The sequence below is a fragment of the Paenibacillus sp. FSL R5-0701 genome (assembly GCF_037973995.1).
Lineage (GTDB): Bacteria > Bacillota > Bacilli > Paenibacillales > Paenibacillaceae > Paenibacillus.
The window spans coordinates 1,472,626-1,490,828 of record NZ_CP150230.1 but is presented as its reverse complement, the minus strand read 5'-3'; the positions used below and the strand labels follow the sequence as shown (position 1 = coordinate 1,490,828).

Below are 18,203 nucleotides of genomic sequence, written 5' to 3'. Positions count from 1 at the left end.
TACAATCCCTCAAACTTTTAAGCCATACTTTTGTTACTTGGCCTGTGATCTGACATAACCTGATAACGTTCATCATGTTATCGACGCGTTTGTTCAAGCAGGCTGTACATTAAGAAAAATCCGTCTTAGGTCTCAGAGGATACCATAAAATTACAACAGATGCGACGATCATTAATAAGCGCCGCATCTGTTTTTAATCCAAAGCGTCTACAGTTATTTCTTCACTGTACTATTATATTGCGCAATCTTGTCTGTAATTTGTTTGGCTGCTGCATCCAATGCTTCCTGTGGTGTACCTTGTCCATTCAGGACGGTTTCAATCGCTCCTTCGACAAGTTGTCTCGCTTCCGGGAATACACCCATTAATGCCCCGGATGTTGCTGTCGAATCCGCAGAAGCGTGCAATTGATCGACTGCTGTCTGGAATTGCGGGTACTTCGCCATATTATCCTTTAATACTTGCTCATTGTAGGCTGCTGTCGTAATAGGGAAGTATCCTGTCGCAACACTCCAGTTCGCTTGCACCTCTGGTGTAGCCAAGTACTTGATGAACTCCCATGCCGCTTGCTGTTGTGCTTCGGATTTGTTGTTCATGATGTACAAGCTTGCTCCACCCACCACAACGCCGCCTTCTTTGGTATCCGCTGGACGAGGCAGGAAGCCTGTTCCCAGTTCAAACTTGCCACCTGAACCTTCTACGATTTTACGCAGGCCAGCCGTAGAATCCAGGGTCATACCGATTTGCTGAGCGGTAAATGCTGCTGTTGTATCGTCTGTGCTACGTCCCAGATTGGAGAGGGTTTTCTCATCAATCATCTTTTTCCACCACGTTAATGTCTTCACTCCAGCTTCGGAGTTCAGCAGAGAATCTGTAGCTGCTTCGGTTCTTCCGTTTCCATTGTTTACATAATCTGCATTCTGGTTCGCAAAGAATTGTTCCATGAACCAGCCGTAGATCGCCATGGATGCACCTGGCTTACCGTCTTTCGCCAATGTTTTTGCCGCTTGCTCAAACTCTTCATACGTCTTTGGCGGGTTCTCCGGATCCAGACCTGCAGCTTTGAACATATCCTTGTTGTAGTACAGGATCGGGTTCGATGTGTTAAACGGCATCGCGTTCAATTTGCCATCGATGGTGTAATATCTTATGATGTTTGGCTCCAGTTGGGACAGGTCAAACTGATCCTTGTCGATGAACTGTTGTACTGGCGTAATCATGCCCGAATCAATCATGAACTTGCTACCGATCTCGTAGACCTGGATAATGTCTGGACCGCTGTCTGAGCCCATCGATGCTTTGAGTTTGTTCAAGCTCTCATCGTACTTCCCTTGATAGATGGGCTTTACCTGAATGTCGGGGTGGCTAGCGTTAAAGTCGGAAGCGAGTTGGTTAATGGCTTTCTCCCCAGCGCCAGACATGGAATGCCACCACGTCAATTGTGTTGTTTCAGCTGCGGCCGCTTCTGCTGGTGCTCCACTTGCCGGACTGCTTGTTTCAGCTTTTGTTCCGCAAGCTGAAATGACCAACATGAGTGCAGCCAGCATTAATGCAAATGTACCTCTTTTTTTCAACCGAAATCTGTTCATAATCGCTCTCCTTTTATATGGCTCGCTTCAGAATAAATCTGGAGATTGACACGGCGTGGCCGTTACGGTTACGAATCGTTCTTCTGATTGCTGTTATCCCCGGATTTTTTTATATCCCCTTTTAGAGGGGAAAATCCGTGTATAAAGGCAAACGCTTTGCTTCTTCAGAATCGATTTCGTCCCCTCCACTACTACCGTGGTTTCTCTCTTAAGATCTTATTTCAAGACACGAGCCTTGTTTATTCGCTCCTGATAACCAAACCGTGGACCTTGTACGAAGATACAAGGTTTAATTCAAAACCTCTAAATCACAATCTTTAGATCAAAACCTTCAGAGCTTCCACTTCAATTTCAATTTAATAGTTGGAAACCTTACCCCTCTCACCCCTTCAGCGCGCCTGCGGCCATTCCGCGGACAAGCTGTTTCAACCCGAAGATCAATAACAGTAAGGATGGTAGAATGACCATGGCTGTTCCGGCAAATACCAGATTCCACGCTGTGGATTCCTGGAACTCCAGCATCGAGATTCCGATCTGTGCGGTTCTCATTTCCGGTGTGTTTGTCACCAGCAGCGGCCAGAGATACGAATTGTACATGCTTAAGAATGAATAGATTGCCAGTGTTCCAAGTGCCGGACGGGACAAAGGCAAGACGTGCGATATGAAATAGCGAATATGACCACAACCGTCGATCCTCGCTGCCTCGAACAATTCCTTGGGCAGTTGCATGAAGAACTGTCTTAGCAGGAATGTACCAAACGCCGTTGCCAGAAACGGCACGGTAAGCCCCTGGTAACTATCCAGCCAGCCCCAGCTGCGAACTGTCAGGTAGTTGGGGATCATCGTCACTTCCCACGGAATCATCATCGTTGCGACAAACATGCTGAAGATGACGTTTTTGCCTTTGAACTGCATTTTCGCAAAAGCATAGGCTGCCATACTCGCTGTAATCAATTGACCAAGCGTTGTCAGTCCTGCGACAAGAAAGGTATTGCCGATAAATCGGCCGATCGGAACAATATCAAATACTTCGCTAAAGTTGGACAGATCGATGGAATTTGGAATGATATGCGGCGGATAAGCACTCGCATCTTCCGGCGTCATGACGGCCATGAAAAAGGTGTACATCACCGGATACAGTACAAGTGCTGCACAGATCGTCAGTAATACATACAACAGCGTTTTGGTCCATGTCGCACTCATTGGTAATGCACTTTCCTTTCTACCCATTTGAACTGGATCAGGGTCAGCAGCATAATCACCACGAACAGGATCAGTGCCTGTGCACTACCTGTACCAAAGCGGAAATTAACAAAGGCTTCCTGATAGATGGAATAGACAAAAACATTTGTACTGTCCATCGGGCCACCCCGGGTTAGAATGTTGATCTGACCAAACGATTGAAAAGCACCAATGATCGATACGACCGTAACAAAGAATAACGTAGGTGACAGGAGCGGCATCGAGATTTTGCGAAAAGTAAGTACTGGACCTGCGCCGTCAATCTTGGCACTTTCATAGATCTCATCCGGGATGCCTGCCAGACCACTGGATAGAATAATGTAGTTGAACCCTAGATTCATCCAGATTGTCATGATGGAGATCGAGATTAACGCCCAATCCGGGCTGGTAAGCCAAGGAATTGGATCAATACCTACTTTGCCAAGCAGATAATTCAGCATGCCCAGGGTCGGATGGAATAGAAACTTCCAGATCACCGCTGACGAACCGACGGATAACACCACGGGCAGAGAAAATACAAATTGGAACACACGCATTCCCTTGAACCGGTTGTGAGTCAGTGCAGCCAGAATCAGAGCAGCCAACATGCCTGTGGGGACTGTAAACAGGACAAATAGTAATGTCACTTTCATCCCTTGCATAAACAGTCCTGATTGGAACACGTCCTTGAAATTATCCAGTCCTACATAAGCCGCAATCTGCCCCGTCGGATCTGTGGAATGCAGACTGAGATACACAGATTTAAACATCGGGTAAAACAGAAACACTGCAAACAAAAGCAGCGATGGTGCCAGGAAACCATAGGCCAGCATATTCTCCCGCATTCGCTGCACACGCAGCGAGGCTGTCCGGCGCTCACTCGTACCGGATACGCGCCGTTTGGCGGCGGGCAAGCTGATCCGGTTATCAAGCTCACTCATCGGATTTTCTTCCCCCTTGTTTCACGCATTCAGTGTGTGTGAGATGTTACATTAACTTCAGCACCACGTTATCTAGTGTAAGAGTCGAATGTCACAGCAAAATTCATTCTGAATCAACGTAACGTTAATCATGGACAAGGGACTTTACGCAAATGTGTATCCATTCGAAAGCGGTATCCAGACCGGATTTCATGACAAAAAACCGCAAGAACTCCCCTGTTTGGAGATGTCCCTGCAGTTTGATGTGTAAATAGAATATGAACGTTTGCCTATTAATGAACGTGACTCATTTTACAATAATCTGTAAATCTTCCAAACGAGGTGAAGCGATTAACCGTTCGAGTTAACGATTAAGATGATATGGCACCGTGGTGACAATCACGTCTTTGTAATTGATCAGATAGGCCCGGATCATGAAGCTGGTCTGGTTGTGCAGTACATTTTGCCACCAGTGCTTGGTGATGAATTGTGGAATTAGAATGGTGATATGATCGGTCTCGGCCGTTTTCCACTCTACGGTATCAATGAATTTCTTGAGCGGCCCCATAATGCTACGGTATCTGGATTTGATCACGACCAGACGAACGCCTGGATTCCACTCTTCCCACTTCTGCTCCATCTTGCGTATCGCCTCATCATCAAATCCAATGTACAGCGCGACCACGTGATCCGACATCGTCTGGGCGTAACTGATCGTATTCATGACGACCCGGGTAATGCCCGCAACAGGAATGACTATCGTATTGCCTTTCTTGGCTGGCTTATCTACCTGAATATCAATCCGCAGCTCATCGGCAATGTTGCAATAATGACGGTGAATACGCATGAACACATAAACAACGAGTGGCAAAAAGATAAAGATGACCCATGTCTGCGTGAATTTGGTGAAAATAAAGATCAGGGTAATCGATAATGTAGTCAGCATACCGACGGTATTGACCAGCAACTTCATCTGCCAGCCAGACGGCTTCACTTTGATCCAGCGAATCATCATACCGAGCTGTGACAGAGTAAATGGAATGAACACCCCTACCGCATAGAGCGGAATCAGGCTTTCCGTATTTCCTTTGAACCCGACCACCAGCAGCGCAGACATCACACTGAGGAAAATGATCCCGTTTGAGAAACCAAGGCGGTCTCCTCTGACCATAAATGCATGCGGCATGTATTTATCCTTTGCCATCATGAAGGATAACAGCGGAAAAGCCGAATAAGCTGTGTTGGCTGCCAGGAACAGGATCAGTGCCGTTACACCCTGGATGATAAAATACATCGTGCCCCTGCCAAACGTCGCTTCAGCAATCTGGGAAATGACCGTTGCTTTGGGATCAGGCTTCACTCCGTACCCATAAGCCAGTAAGGTGATGCCGATGAACATGGCTCCCAATATACAACCCATAAGTAGTAATGTACCCGCGGCATTTTTCTCGGCAGGCTGCTTGAAGTTCGGGATCGCGTTACTTACCGCTTCCACACCAGTCAAGGCCGAACAACCGGAGCTGAATGCTTTCAATAATAGAAACATACTCACATGGGATAGACTTGTTCCGAATTCAGGTGCAGCTGCTTCCATCCCCCCGGCAAGAAATTTGATTCCGCCCGAAATAATCAGAACCGCAATTGAAAAAATAAACAGATAGATCGGGATCGCCAGCACAGACGCTGACTCCGTTACTCCCCGCAAATTCATAATCGTTAGAAAAACTATCATAATGAGTGCAATCACAACACTGTAGTCATGCAGCATAGGAAAAGCCGACGTAATCGCATCCGTCCCTGCCGACGAACTTACCGCAACGGTCAGAATATAATCGACCAGCAGAGATCCTCCGGCAATCAGACTGGATGTTGTACCCAGGTTATCCTTGGCTACGATATAAGCGCCGCCCCCTGTTGGATAAGCAAATATCGTCTGGCGATATGAAAAAATTAAAATGACGAGTAATCCCAGCACGGCGATGGAAATCGGAACGGAGTACCACAGGGCGGCGAATCCGGCCGCAACGAGCACCAGCAAAATCTGTTCCGTACCGTAGGCAACGGACGATAGGGCATCCGAGGACAGGATGGCGAGTGCCTTCCATTTCCCCAATTTTTCTCCATCCAGTTCAGCCGATTTCATGGGCTTGCCTATTAAGATTCTCTTCATTTTGCCAAGCATGATCATAACTTCCTTCCGTCTCTCATCTGTGAAGCATTGTTATTATGCAAAATCGCAGAGCCATTGACAATACGTCATTTCACCCGAAATTCGCCAGCGCGTGATAATGCATTCTACGATTCAATAATCGATAACAAAGCCATTCTTGTTCAGCAATTTGAACTTTTTTGAACCAAAATGACGATTGTTCGCCAAAAAAAAGGAAATGGCCTTTGGTTCAATGAACCAAAGACCACTTCCTTGATTTATGCGTTGACTATATTGCAATAAAACATCCTTTAACTACCCAGAATGCCGGGACGAGGAGTAACACCAAACGCTTGTGCCAGTGTGGTCAGCTGCTCATCTGTAATTCTCTGCCGGATCTCGTGACCAGCAACCAGCATATACACTTGGGCTGCCTTCTCGATGGTTTCAATCAGACCAAAAGCCTCGTCAATCGTTGTGCCCGTTCCGAAGATGCCATGTTGCGGCCAGATCACCGCGTGGTATTCTTTCATTTTCTTAGCCGTTTCGCGCCCAATCTCATTCGATCCAGGGATCATCCAAGGAATAATGCCGATCCCATCCGGGAATACAACCACACACTCCGTGCACATCTGCCAGAGGGTCTTCGTGAATTTTGCCTCATCCAATTCGTGGATAAACGTCATCGCCAGCACATGAGTCGCATGATTGTGCATAACAACACGGTGGTTCGGGTCCAATTTCAGACGTTCAATATGGCTCATGAAATGCGTAGGTAATTCACTTGTTGGATTCGCCCCCGACTCCAATCCCCAGAGCACTTCCAGCTCCTGACCATCTTGCGATACACGCAGCAACCCCAGGTTGCTTTCGGGATCAGCGAGTACATTTTTGAAATATTTACCCGATGCTGTCACGATAAAATACTTGCCTGCCAGCTCTTGCACCGAAAATGCCGGTTTGATCTTGCGAATCACATGCTGGATATCGATATATTTGGCTACTTCCTCTTCCTCCAGCAGATAGCTGACATTACCACCATTGCGCTCATCCCAGCCATTTTTCCACATATGTTGAGTAATTTCAGCCATCTCACGGACAAATGGAATATGGAAACCTGCAGCCTGCGTTGTTTCATTGGTAAGGGTCACGTTCATGATCAATCTCTCCTTATATTGAAAATCAAATGGCTTGCCACGTACATAGTAAGTTCCTTATTTCACATTCATTATACCTTTGTTTATCTTTGATAGTCAATAATAAACACAGAAATATACTTTTATTTGTTTTTGTTTAGTTTTGTTTATTTGAAAATAAAACAAAAAAATACCCCACCGGCGCCCGGCGGGGTCAGTCACACATCTATTTAACACGAGAAGGGGTTTACAAGAGTTATCATACCTCTGCTACCTTAATAGAAGCTGAAAGCGAAATAAAAAAAGCATGAAACATATATCCTCTTTGGACAATAAAAAGGAGATAGACCTATGGCAGTCCTTTCTACAGGCCCGATTGAGAACAACATGGTATTCGGATCAAGACTCACCCAATCGCCTAACACGCAATCCCTGTCCTTCATTGGCCGGGGGTTTCTTATTTTCGCAGCATATACGATGGATGCATCTTCCCTGTCGGTTCATAGCGTTCATCACCTGTATACTCAAATCCCAGCTTGATCAAGATGTGACGTGACACTTCATTATCCGGATGATGCCCCGCAAACAGTGCCTTCACGTTCATTTTGTCAAAGGCATACGCAATCACCGCACGCGCTGCTTCCTGGGCATACCCTTTCCCCCAGTGATCCCGGGTTAGATGAAACCCCAATTCATAGATCTCCTCTTCAGGAGAATACGGACGCAGGCCACAGCAACCGACAAACACCTCCGACTCTTTCTCAAAAAGGGGCCAATATTGCACACCCGCTTCCTTCTGCCTTTGAATCTCCTGTGTCAATCGCGCTTCTACCTCATCCTCGCTCAGAAATCCCTTGCTGCTAATCCACTTGGCAACCTCATGATCGCCCCACAATGCAAACGCCAGCGCACGATCTCCTTCGTTCCAAGTCCCACATACCAACCGTTTGGTTTCAAATAAGATGGTCCTGTTCATCATCGACTAACCTCCTGTATGCCAACACCAGTCTGCGTGCCGCCTATACCTTAAATTAATCGAATGACCGCCAAAGTAAACAAGCCTGTATAAAGGCACTGTTAAAGTTTAAAGGTAATACGCATTTATTATTTACTCAACTTTCGCACTTAAAATAATGAGTCAACCCCCTTGTGGGCCTAAGAAGATTTAAACAGTACTGTTTCTAGTGACAAAAAAACACTTCTCTTGTTTGGTATCATGGAAGTGTGGATCAACCATAAAAAAGAAAGGTGTGTAAATGGGCTGTTTTTTGTATACTACAAGAATGGATTTTTGGTTTACCCAGCTATATCAAGGTGATTTAAGCTGGGGAAGTTGAGTAACAATTTTATCAATATTCATTTCTTACTTTCAATTTACATCTTTTCTTAACTTCACCCCTTCTATCTTTTAATAAGGGGGTTCTAGGTTGGAACTAACGTCAATCTACAATTACTAACAGATCACAATTCATTTACTGTACCACAACCATAAGGTTGGCAAGTCTGAATTTTCGAAACAGTATTAATAAATCCAGTATAATCATGATATCTCCTGCTAATGCCTGTGGAGCGTAACTGAGATCTTCATAAATGGGTCTAACTTTTTTGATTGCATAATTCACTTCGCCGGTTTGCAGATTTTCATACTTTACTTGCTATCATCGACTTTTGTAATTTTCAACTCATCTTCTCCATTTGAATCGGTCGCAATATAGTAATTGTCATATTGAACTAATGTAGAACCATCTGTAAAAGTTACAGAATTACTGGTTGTGCTTTCAACTAATCTAAGAGGCTTTTATCCACTTGTGACACTGGCAAAGAAGATGGTAAATCTACCTGATCCTGAGCAAAAGCTGGTAGTGAGATAGATGTAGAGAGCAGAACTCCCGCAAAAAATGTTTTAGAAATTTTTTCTTTACTTCTATTTCTTCTTTTTCCTGAAGAAATCGAACTTGATCACATAATCAAAAAGAGACGTAATTACAATAGCTCCAATTGGAATCAATAAATAAATCCAAAACGGATTATTTGGAGCTTCACCAGGGGGGGGCATCAGTTAAAAAAACATAAAGAACAACACAATAAATTATGGCCACTACAATACCTGTTATGTTTCTATTTTTCATAGTTGTTTTCCACCTCTTGTTCATAGAAATTCAAAATATTATATTTCCCACCCAAATATACTATAACACACATTTGGAATAATTTACCTATTCTATCTATTACTTTATAATATCGATTGTAAAATACTAGATTCTGTGAAGCCAGATCTCCACTACATACGGCAACCTATGGCGGGTTATTTCTTTTATAATTTTAATTAGGAAGCGGCAAGTAATTTATTAACTTTTATTATCTCAAAATCCCCTTTTAAACCTATGTATATCCATTTTAAAAAAGAAGACCCCTGCCGACAAGATGTCCGACAGAGGCCATTCCATTCAAGTTCACACCAATTACAAATCTCCTACGGCGAATTGAATTGTTCCGGAAGCTGCGCCTCCAAGGTTAGCTAATAAGGCAAAAACCAGAACTCCACCTGCCGAAATGGTAAGACTGCTGTTTACAGGAACAACGTAAGTGACTACTGGTGCATTAACACGTGTGATCACGAGAGATACTGGAAAAGGTCCAAAGTTGTTCACTGTAGCGCTGGCATTGGTACCTCCAGCCAAGTTTTCATAGTAGGACTTGCCTACGCCGGCTGGAAGATTGTAAAACTGTTGTGGTAAAAGGATGGCCATTGAAATCACCTCCTTTTTGCTTTGATACGGTATTCTATGCTTGAAATCTATTAAAGCAACGGTGAATTACCAGCGTCATAATGTCCAATTTTGATAGACTTTATAGATTAATAGACGACTGTACGCAAAAAAGGCCCCACCGGACCATCCGGTAGAGCCAACTAAGCTTACTTTAAATATAACAAGTTTAATTACGCATACAGCATGAAAAAGTTCAGTTCATGGCCCTGCTGCTTGAGATAGTTATACAGCTGCGAACGGTGATGGAATACATGCGTTACCGTTTCAATCTGCCATTGAACCTGCAAGTGACCATGTTCCATATAAAAAGCTTTCGTTGAACGATTCAAAAAGTCATCTTCGCTCAATCCCGTGATATAGGCTTTGTAGGATTCGAAATTGCTCCATAACGTTGCTTCAAGCTTCTCGATATCCTCAATCCCCGACAGACTATTCTCCACCAGACCAACCTCAGCTTCACCTTTTTCCTGCATAATAGCAAGATCGGATGCGGTAATCTGGATAAAATGATGCACTAGCTCCACCAAAGAACGCATATTCTCCTGTGGACGATAAGACCACTCCTCCGAACGGATCAAGCGAATTAACGAAGCTCCCGTCCGTACGCCTGTTTCCAATTCATTTAACAAGTGATCCCGAATCTGCAATGTTCCATTCATATATGATGTCTCCCTTATCTTTTATTCTCACGACTTCAGTATAACCGAAGGTGCTACAGATCTATTGTACAAATCGGACAACATTCTGCCATACTCCCTGGCTGCTGTCAACGGAGTCTCTCCATAAAACTTGCGAAATTGCCGAATCAGATGGGCTTGGTCAAAAAATCCATGATTCTGGGCAAGCATTGCCCAGTCTGCCGTGTTCCCCTGATGAATATCACTCAGCACACGATGAAAACGAACCACCTCACTGAATCGCTTGGGGCTGATTCCGACCCATTCCGAGAACTTGCGATGCAACTGCCGTTCACTGATCACTTCACGCATCGCCAGCTCTTGGACACTCATACGTCCCCCATCTATAAAGATACGGTGCAGCACATTTTTCATCAGATCGTTCTCAGATGTACTTGCCTGCACCGACAGCGGACTCAAATACGCATTCATAACCTCTACTCGTTCTGCAAAACGATTCGTTTCGGCCATCCGTTCCTGAAGCTCATTCAGCTTCTCCGGCCAACATTCCTGAAGTGCAATTCGCTTATCCGTAAACCACTCCAGAGGCATGCCATGGAAGACATGCGCTCCACCCGGGAAGAACCGGACACCAAAGGTGTAGTCTCCAGCAGGGGAACCATCATCGGATGGCTCAGGCACAGCGAACGGCTGTGTATAATTGCCACAGTAAGCATAGGAGTGCTCTGAACAGACTGGGTCATATGTAATCAGCATGTCCGTGCAACCATCCGGCAATACCCGTGCAGGTACCGTTGTCATCGATCGCTCTGGACCTTCTCTCTTAGCAACATCCGCATATGTGTTCGGAAGAGATCCTGATTCCCAATAACAGGCCACATAAGCCATCAGACCGGCAGCAGGTATTTTCTCAACATAATAACTGTTAGGGTACGTTCCATTCATCTGAATAGGTTTAAACAACGGGTGCAAGCTGTGATCCACAATTCCATCCTCCGGTCACTAGAGTTGGTTACACATTATGTATTCATCTATCATACCACCAACCGAAGATATGAAGAAAAAAAGTGCCCTACCGGAGGACAATCCGATAGGGCCAGTCACACATCTATTTAACACGAGAAGGGGTTTACAGGACTTATCTTACCTTCCCAACCTTAATGGAAACTGAAATTAGGATGAATAACAGATCAAAATTCAAAATGAATACCAGCATTCAGACTTTCAATTCAGCCCGTGCAGTTTGCGAAAACGTTCTGGACTCATGCCTGTATGCCTTTTGAACATCGCACAGAAATAACTGGCATTCTCGTAACCCACCCGATCAGCAACTTCATATATTCGAAGCTCTCTCTCACTGAACATAAGTTGTTTGCTTCGATTGATCCGTTCCTGGTTCACGTAAAATACAGGTCTAGTATGGAGTGCCCTCTGAAAGAGCCTGCACAAATATTGGGGAGAGACCACAGCCACATCGGCCAGTTCCTTCAGGGAAAGTGAACGATCCAGATGCTCTGCGATATAACGCAGCACAGGCTTCAAACGCTCCAGTTCATCATTATAATTGGCTGATGCGATGAGTAGTGGCTTCAGATCCAGCAGAAGGGCATATAATTGTTTGGAGCATTCAACATCGTAATCTGCGTAATCCGTATCTCCTCCATTCTCTCCTCTAACCAGAAGTTGCTCCAGGCCACGCAGCAGCGTTGCTGTCCTGAGTCTGCATACGCGTGAGCCGGTTATCCCCGCATATGACAATAACTGGCTGGCCTCTCTCCCCTGAAACGAGACCCAAGCCAGCTCCCACCGATCACTGATGGGCATATATCGATGCGGGACATCAGGATACAGAAAGAAAACGTCACCTGGTCCAACGATATACTCGTCCTCTTGTATAATCAGTCTCCCCTGACCATGAATAATCTGGTGGATCTGATAATCCGGGAATCCCTCTGGACGCTCAGTTTCATATTGGTGTTCCCAGTAACCGACCGTGGTCATATAGATCGGCAGGCGAGCAGCTTCTTCTGTTTTACCAAAAAAAATCCGGGTATCCATCCAGTACACCACTTTCTCCATCGTTAGTTTCATATTGTGATACATATGGGCAATATTCTTTATTCTCTAAGTCATCATTCAATTCTATAATGACAATATTATAACATTTCAGAAGGAGTTGCTGTTATGCGAAAGAAACTGGTACACACCCCCCCGGCAAATGGATACCCGGAATGGAACAATAATCCCGAGACTTTTCAAGTAAACCGTCTACCCGCACATGCTTCTATGGTAGCGTTTCCATCTATAGCAGAAGCATTGTCCAATGATTCCAGCGCATCGCCATGGTACGAATCACTGAATGGTCAGTGGAAGTTTGCCTTTGCGGAGACACCGGAGCAACGGATTACATCCTTTTATGAGAACAACTATGATGCCAGTGAATGGGATGAGATCGCCGTTCCTTCCAACTGGCAGTTGCAAGGTTACGATTATCCCCAATATACAAATATGACGTATCCGTGGGTCGAGCGTGAGCCTGAACTGAAGCCACCATTTGCACCAACAACCTATAATCCTGTGGGTTCATATATCCGTACGTTTACTGTTCCTGCAGACTGGAAAGACCGGCCTGTCCTGCTGCACTTTGAGGGTGTTGAATCGGCCTTTTATGTATGGGTGAACGGGGAGCTGGTCGGTTATAGCGAAGACACGTTCACACCAGCAGAATTTGATATCACTCCGTATCTGACCGAAGGTGAGAACAAGCTCGCTGTAGAGGTATATCGCTGGTGTGATGCAAGCTGGCTGGAGAATCAGGATTTCTGGCGGTTAAGCGGAATCTTCCGTGGTGTATATTTGCATTCACCTTCACCAGTTCAGATCGCCGATTTCTTTGTTCGTACTGAACTGGATGACGCGTATCAGGATGCGGAGCTACTTCTGGACCTGAAGTTATTTAACCATAATGCCGCGCAGCCCCCTAGCGGATTGTCCGTTCAGGCGCAGCTCTATGATGCACAGCAGCAGACTGTACTGAAGCAACCCCTTACTGCGGCCGTTACTTTCCAGGGTGTGGATGAACTTTCATTCCAGTTGTCAGCAGAGGTTATCAATCCGCTTCTATGGAGCGCCGAGACCCCTCATCTATATACACTTGTGCTGTCCATTCAGAATGAATCGGGTGAAACACTGGAGGCTGTTCGCAGCCGGATCGGATTCCGCAAGTTTGAACTGAAGGACGGCCTGATGCAAATCAACGGTAAACGCATTGTGTTCAAAGGCGTCAATCGTCATGAATTTTCACCGGATACCGGTCGGGCTATTGGGCGGGAAGACATGATCCGTGACATCGAGCTGATGAAGTCCTATAACGTTAACGCGGTGCGTACATCCCATTATCCGAATCAGTCACTCTGGTACGAACTGTGTGATGAATACGGCCTCTATGTCATTGACGAAACGAATCTGGAAACCCACGGTACTTGGTACTATGGGCAAAAGGAAATGAATGAAAACAATATTCCCGCGAGTAAACCGGAATGGCGTAGTAATGTAATAGATCGCTGTAACTCGATGTTCCAGCGGGACAAAAACCATCCGTCTGTTATTATCTGGTCTCTGGGTAATGAATCCTTCGGCGGCGATAACTTCATCGCCATGTACGATTATCTGAAACAAGTCGATCCAACCCGTCTCGTTCATTATGAAGGCACCTTCCATTATCGCCCTTCTGATTCGGCAAGTGATATTGAATCGACAATGTATATCAGCCCACAAGATGTGGAGCAATACGCGCGCATGAAGGGTCCGAAGAAACCTTATATTATCTGCGAATACAGCCATGCCATGGGTAACTCCTGTGGAGGTCTGCATCTGTATTGGGAGTTGTTCGATAAATATGATGTGTTGCAGGGTGCTTTCATCTGGGACTGGGTCGATCAGTCCATTCGTACCACTACGGCAGATGGTGTAGAATATTATGCTTATGGCGGCGATTTCGGTGAATCCCCTCATGATGGCAATTTCTGCGGGAACGGACTGATTCTGGCCGATAAGACGGTTACACCGAAGCTGGAAGAAGTGAAGAAATGTTATCAGAACGTTCGTATGGAAACCGTTGATGTCAAAGACGGCCTGCTGCGCATCCGAAACCAGTTCCTGTTCACGGATCTGAGCGAATATTCGCTCGTATGGACAGTAACACACGATGGAAAGTCTGTAGAGAATGGCACGTTGGACATCGCGGTACCTCCTGGTGAATCGGCTGAAGTCCGCATCCCTTACACGCCATCGTCCGATCTGTTCCAGGAAGCAGTGCTGACTGTATCTCTGGTTACCAAAGTGGCAACCAAATGGGCAGGAGTAGGTCATGAGATTGCTTGGGATCAATTCGTGGTATCTCCGCGATTACGTCCAATCCAACCGGTACACCAAGGGCAAGGCAATGCGCTGCAGGTACAGGATCTGCAAGATGAATTGAAAGTGACTACAGGCCAAGCCAACTTGAGCTTCAATCCAGCCACTGGCGCGTTAACGTCCTATCAAATCAACAATCAGGAACAATTGCTCGCACCTGTTCGGCCAAATTTCTGGAGAGCCATGACAGACAATGATCTGGGGAACCGCTTGAATGAGCGTTCTGCGTTCTGGAGAGATGCTCACGCTACCAACAGATTAATTCGCTTCGAGCACCATGCAGACGAGCAAGGCATTCTCGTGACGACCGATTATACGTGGGATCAACATCCGGGATGTACGCTGTCCATCACATACCGAATTGATGTGGATGGTATATTGGAAATCAGTCAAACCCTTATTCCAGGCGTAGACTTACCTGATCTACCGGAATTCGGTATGCTGATGCAACTGAATAACAGTCTGGATACGATATCCTGGTACGGCAGAGGACCGCATGACAACTACGCAGACCGTCTGACCAGTGCACGTCTCGGTTATTACACAGGTGCGGTTCGAGATCAATTTGTTCCATATCTGAAACCACAAGAGTGTGGTAACAAAACGGATGTACGCTTTGCTGAAATTGCGTCAGTGGATGGTCAGCTTGGCCTTCATGTTGAAGCCACCATACCCTTTGAAATTAATGCGTTGCCGTGGACACCGGAGGAACTGGAAGCAAACGACCATGTGTACAAATTACCTCAAAGCACGCAGACTGTCGCTCGCATCAATTACAAACAAATGGGTGTTGGCGGAGATGACAGCTGGGGAGCACGTACCCACGCTGAATACACCTTGCCAGCCAACCGCGCGTATCACTTCACCTTTACGGTAAGACCTGTATAACACCAAGCAAGCACTGCTGGCAGTATGCCGGCAGTGCTTTTTTTGTTGGGGCAGTGGGTAGTGAGAGTTTGAAGTTTTCCATGGGAACATTATAATGAATGAGGTGCAAGAAAGATTTTTACCAGCTATTACTCTATTACGAGGTGAGAATTTGCAATATCTGTTTACCACTCTCTTCATTCTTGGCTTTATTACTTTTGTGGGATTTCTTATTCTGATGATCTTATCTATTCGCAAAGGTAATAGGTTGCCGATCAGATATATTTTTCTAACGACGGCCTGTTTTGCGATTGCTTTAATAGGTTTGTATGGGACGCTGACTTTATCTTCGAACTCTACTCAGTCTGAAATAGATCAGGCATTGGAACACGAATCAAGTGACGCTACAACAGAAAAAAATCCGGCAACCTCACCCCAGATTAAACTTTCTTGCCTCCACATGACTACCGATGAATTTAAAAACAAGTTTAATGGCGCTGTGGGCAAATATCGACTGAATGGTTTGAGTATTACCCGCTTGAATATACTGGACTCTTCCGAGCAGGGCACTGGCTCTTTCGAGTATGTATTTAATGACGAGTTGCGTTTGGTTGGTGCAGTGAATGCAGATGAGAGCATACAGGAAGTCAGGTTATACAGAACTGGTGATACGCGTAAACCAACAGGTGGAATTCTTTTGACTGCTATCGCCACACTCATTCTCACAACCAATAGTGAGTACTCGTATAACGATGCACAAGATGTCATCCAGGATATCGGTCTATTGGATCGCGATGTGAATCAGCCTGATTTTGATGGAAGGACGGTTCGCAACGGATTGGAATATCGCTTCAGCGTACAGGATCATGATCACTCTACTTTTGAAATAACTGTTGCGAAATAAGATGCGATTGTGCAAAAAGGCCGCTCCATGAAGGAACGGCCTTACGTGTGATAAGTACTATAGGAGTGATTCAGTAATTGCCACCAAACCAATGATGAACACCTCCCGAATGCGAGAGTTACTCAAAAGTTACAATCTCGCTTTGATTGTTCCAACTCATTCTAAAGGTAATTGGGTCTTTCGTTTTCTCCGCCTCAGTAACCGTTCCCGACATACTGAATGGTACCCCTTGTTCTTCAAGCGCTTTCCCCTGTTGTTCTATATTATTGCCGGTAAGGTCAAACACAAAATCTTTTATACGCTTTTCATCACCTATATAAGTAATACTATAGTTCCCTGTTGATCTCTGAAGAGACACATCCCAGTTATCGCTCTTTCCGTGTAACCTATCATCCGCACCACAAGCTGACAAAATAGATACAATTAATATAATACAAAGAATCAATGGCAATTTAAATAATTTCATAAAACCCCTCCAATACAATAAAATAACCAAAAATTGAAAAATCAATCTCCGTAAACGGCTGATAAATCAATTGGCCAGATTATCAGATCAGATCTAAGCTAGGTTACGTGTGATAAATCATGTATGTGTTACCTATCTTGTGTATCGATCAATGTCATCGATCGCAGAGTCGTGCTCTCTTCGATGATGGTCTTCATGCTGCCGAACGTCGTTCTTTAACTTTGCTAAGAATCCCCAGCCCATAAAGGCAAGTATAAGTACGGTAATCAGTGCATAAGCAAAGCTATATAAATTCATAAAAAAGTTGATAAAAATTGCAGCGAGCATCAAGCCCAGAATCCATAATGTCCACTTTGTACCCTTACTCAAAATCATTTCCTCCTCAAGTCGTTGCTGATAAGCTCTCTATGTATCACAGTACATACGAAATCATAGAAACAAGGTTTCAATCTCAGGGCTTCAAATCTGCATTTAGAGCGAATTACCGAATCTTTAATTAACATCAGTTCCAAGAGAAACATCCAATATGCCAGACATCCCTTGCGCAGAAGAGGTACTTACATAATACGAACCCGTCGACAATGCTTTGTCACTATAATATGTATGCTCTTTTCCATCTGCTGGAACACTGCCAGACGTTATCGCCGTTCCACTAGTAGATCCTTCATTGATCGTGAACGTGAAGTGTTTCGAACCCGTGTTTTTAAAACTCACTTTCACATAACTAAACCCTGTTGGAATATCAAACCAATGCGTATTTGTAGTACCTGCGAAATCCTCATTATTGATTACTGTGAGTGTCGTTAATGGAGTATCACTAGCTTCATTTACTTTTACAAATTTTCGTTCGGAATCAGAAGTGAAATTATAAATTAAGATAATAACAGCAACAGACATCAAAACTGCTAATATCATTTTTCTAATATGTTTCATGATATATGCCCTCCATATCTCTTAATACTGACTTTGATTATACCAATATTCAACAACACAAAAACCACTCCTTAATAATTACTAAGAAGTGGTTTTTGTGTTGTTTATAATTTGTATCAGTGACTGCTTCACAAATTCTTGTCACATCGTAACGAGAATTCACTCTGCTAGGCACATGATGCTTTAAAGGTTTTT

At 44.7% G+C, this 18,203-nt stretch carries 15 protein-coding genes; 2 read left to right on the top strand and 13 right to left on the bottom strand.

Features of this window, described 5'->3' with window-relative positions:
- Positions 1 to 213 precede the first annotated feature (213 nt).
- The 10 genes from MKZ13_RS06680 to MKZ13_RS06635 all read right to left on the bottom strand — a co-directional run bounded on the left by MKZ13_RS06680 (position 214) and on the right by MKZ13_RS06635 (position 12,513).
- Positions 214 to 1,587, bottom strand: coding sequence for an ABC transporter substrate-binding protein (locus MKZ13_RS06680; RefSeq protein WP_339182748.1), 1,374 nt, complete (start codon positions 1,585 to 1,587; stop codon positions 214 to 216).
- Between the two features lie 381 nt (positions 1,588 to 1,968).
- Positions 1,969 to 2,790 (bottom strand): carbohydrate ABC transporter permease, encoded by an 822-nt coding sequence (locus MKZ13_RS06675; protein ID WP_036669010.1) that lies wholly within the window; start codon positions 2,788 to 2,790, stop codon positions 1,969 to 1,971.
- Positions 2,787 to 3,749, bottom strand: coding sequence for a sugar ABC transporter permease (locus MKZ13_RS06670; protein WP_339182746.1), 963 nt, complete (start codon positions 3,747 to 3,749; stop codon positions 2,787 to 2,789). Before MKZ13_RS06670 ends, MKZ13_RS06675 begins: the two co-directional genes overlap by 4 nt.
- Positions 3,750 to 4,092: 343 nt before the next feature.
- Complete coding sequence (locus MKZ13_RS06665) at positions 4,093 to 5,910, bottom strand: APC family permease (RefSeq protein ID WP_036669004.1); 1,818 nt, start codon at positions 5,908 to 5,910, stop codon at positions 4,093 to 4,095.
- Between the two features lie 278 nt (positions 5,911 to 6,188).
- Entirely contained in the window at positions 6,189 to 7,034 is an 846-nt protein-coding gene (rhaD, locus tag MKZ13_RS06660; RefSeq protein WP_221819149.1) for a rhamnulose-1-phosphate aldolase, read from the bottom strand.
- Positions 7,035 to 7,470: 436 nt separating this feature from the next.
- On the bottom strand, positions 7,471 to 7,992 hold the full coding sequence (locus tag MKZ13_RS06655) for a GNAT family N-acetyltransferase (protein ID WP_221819148.1): 522 nt from the start codon (positions 7,990 to 7,992) through the stop codon (positions 7,471 to 7,473).
- A 1,483-nt stretch (positions 7,993 to 9,475) separates the two neighbouring features.
- Positions 9,476 to 9,763, bottom strand: coding sequence for a hypothetical protein (locus tag MKZ13_RS06650; RefSeq protein ID WP_101314123.1), 288 nt, complete (start codon positions 9,761 to 9,763; stop codon positions 9,476 to 9,478).
- A gap of 191 nt (positions 9,764 to 9,954) precedes the next feature.
- Positions 9,955 to 10,443 carry a DinB family protein gene (locus tag MKZ13_RS06645; protein WP_221819146.1) on the bottom strand — a complete coding sequence of 163 codons (489 nt, stop codon included), beginning with the start codon at positions 10,441 to 10,443 and terminating at the stop codon, positions 9,955 to 9,957.
- Positions 10,444 to 10,470: 27 nt separating this feature from the next.
- Complete coding sequence (locus tag MKZ13_RS06640) at positions 10,471 to 11,406, bottom strand: helix-turn-helix domain-containing protein (protein ID WP_221819145.1); 936 nt, start codon at positions 11,404 to 11,406, stop codon at positions 10,471 to 10,473.
- A gap of 240 nt (positions 11,407 to 11,646) precedes the next feature.
- Positions 11,647 to 12,513 (bottom strand): AraC family transcriptional regulator, encoded by an 867-nt coding sequence (locus MKZ13_RS06635; RefSeq protein ID WP_253506325.1) that lies wholly within the window; start codon positions 12,511 to 12,513, stop codon positions 11,647 to 11,649.
- Positions 12,514 to 12,606: 93 nt separating this feature from the next.
- Here MKZ13_RS06635 and MKZ13_RS06630 point away from each other — a divergent pair, with 93 nt between their 5' ends.
- Both MKZ13_RS06630 and MKZ13_RS06625 read left to right on the top strand, forming a co-directional pair.
- Positions 12,607 to 15,726 carry a glycoside hydrolase family 2 TIM barrel-domain containing protein gene (locus tag MKZ13_RS06630; protein WP_339182739.1) on the top strand — a complete coding sequence of 1,040 codons (3,120 nt, stop codon included), beginning with the start codon at positions 12,607 to 12,609 and terminating at the stop codon, positions 15,724 to 15,726.
- Positions 15,727 to 15,820: 94 nt separating this feature from the next.
- A complete protein-coding gene (locus MKZ13_RS06625; protein WP_339182737.1) occupies positions 15,821 to 16,609 on the top strand; it encodes a hypothetical protein in 789 nt (262 codons plus the stop codon).
- 118 nt (positions 16,610 to 16,727) lie between these two features.
- Here MKZ13_RS06625 and MKZ13_RS06620 read toward each other — a convergent pair whose 3' ends face one another.
- From MKZ13_RS06620 to MKZ13_RS06610, 3 genes are all read right to left on the bottom strand, one after another.
- Complete coding sequence (locus MKZ13_RS06620) at positions 16,728 to 17,075, bottom strand: hypothetical protein (RefSeq protein ID WP_339182735.1); 348 nt, start codon at positions 17,073 to 17,075, stop codon at positions 16,728 to 16,730.
- 132 nt (positions 17,076 to 17,207) lie between these two features.
- The gene (locus tag MKZ13_RS06615) at positions 17,208 to 17,450 is read right to left on the bottom strand and encodes a hypothetical protein (protein ID WP_339182733.1); all 243 of its coding nucleotides are present in this window, start codon (positions 17,448 to 17,450) and stop codon (positions 17,208 to 17,210) included.
- Positions 17,451 to 17,567: 117 nt separating this feature from the next.
- On the bottom strand, positions 17,568 to 18,008 hold the full coding sequence (locus tag MKZ13_RS06610) for a hypothetical protein (RefSeq protein WP_339182731.1): 441 nt from the start codon (positions 18,006 to 18,008) through the stop codon (positions 17,568 to 17,570).
- Between the last annotated feature and the right edge of the window lie 195 nt (positions 18,009 to 18,203).